Source organism: Candidatus Cloacimonadota bacterium (assembly GCA_034661015.1).
Taxonomy (GTDB): domain Bacteria; phylum Cloacimonadota; class Cloacimonadia; order JGIOTU-2; family JGIOTU-2; genus JAYEKN01.
Window position 1 is genome coordinate 5073 of the sequence record JAYEKN010000035.1, and the last position, 1362, is coordinate 6434.

Sequence of the window (1362 nt, forward strand, 5' to 3'; positions counted from 1 at the left end):
TTATTTACCATAATAAAATTTGAATTGGTATCCTTTAGCCAAGCAATATCAGGAATGTTATTTATAAAAGAATCCATTTGGAAAGCTTTCCGTTGCAGTGCTTCATCTGCTTGCTTGCGTTCTGTGACCATCCGGTTAGCACTATGAGCAATGTTTTTTAATTCAGAAAAGCGAAAATCATCTAAATTTATTGGACTTAATTCTGTCTCAGATTTTCTAAAAAAAGAGGTAAATACTTCAAAATTATTTTTGATCTTAATTGAAAAATGTTTTGCTATAATGGCTAATAAAATTATTAATAATATAAAAGACAATCCAATTTTAAACAAAGTTACTTTAACATTTTGTTTAAATAAAATTTTTTCTGGGGCTATTACTTTATCTATTTCATCAATATAAACTCCAGCACCAATCATCCATTCCATTTCCGGAACTGACATTGTAAAAGATAATTTCGGATATAGTTTTTCACCTTGCAATTTTCTCCAATGATATTCGATAAAGCCCCCGTTTGGATTTTGGGCAGCCTTTCTTTGGGCTTGAATTATCTTTACTCCATTTGGATCGGTGAGATTCCATAAATTTGCTGAACCGATTGTTATCTTCCCATTTGAGAATAGAGGATCTCCGGAAAAAGTGCTGCCAAAAAAATAGCCCTCTTCTCCAAAACGAAGAGAAACAATATCAGATATTATAATGTTCTTAAATTGTTCTTTGTCTGAAATATTTCCGTATTGTTCCATTTTTTTCTGTAGATTTTGAATGCAGAAAACGATTTTTTCTACTTCATATTTCAACTTGTTCTTCTGATTATTTATATAATTTGCACGTATTTTTTTTGACTCATCATGAAAATTCTTATAAATACTTGATATCGTAAAATAACTTCCAATAATTATGGGGATAATGGCTATAATTATCATATTGAAAAATAATGTTCGTGAAATTGTTTTTGTTGTTTTCATATTTTTTTCCTTTATTTAAGCAGACTGGACTTCAGCAACGATTTTTTGATAAAAAACATTCGCCTTTTCTCCGTTTATTTTTTTCATCGCTATTATTGTGGGGCAAAATTTGTATCAGCATCTTTGCACTTTTGGGTTTTGCCAAGAATTTGGATTAATCCATTTATTTGTTATTCATCGTTTGAATATCAAAATTCGATACATTTATTTTTTTCTATTTGAGTGTCAAGACAAATCGAAAAATAATTTTGATGAAATGGATAAAAAAATAACCACGAATGCATGAAAAAAATAAAAAATGGAAAAAGGGGAAAAGGGAGAAGGGAAAAGGGAGAAGGAAAATTGTGAATCAGCCAGTGGGCGGACAAGTTTTTGAATTTTGAATTTTGAATTGCGA

Annotated in this window: 1 protein-coding gene; it reads right to left on the reverse strand. The window is 29.7% G+C overall.

The window, feature by feature from the left end; genetic code table 11:
- Nucleotides 1-797: cache domain-containing protein (locus U9P79_01250; GenBank protein MEA2103256.1), on the reverse strand; the 797-nt coding region annotated here is incomplete at its 3' end.
- Between the last annotated feature and the right edge of the window lie 565 nt (nt 798-1362).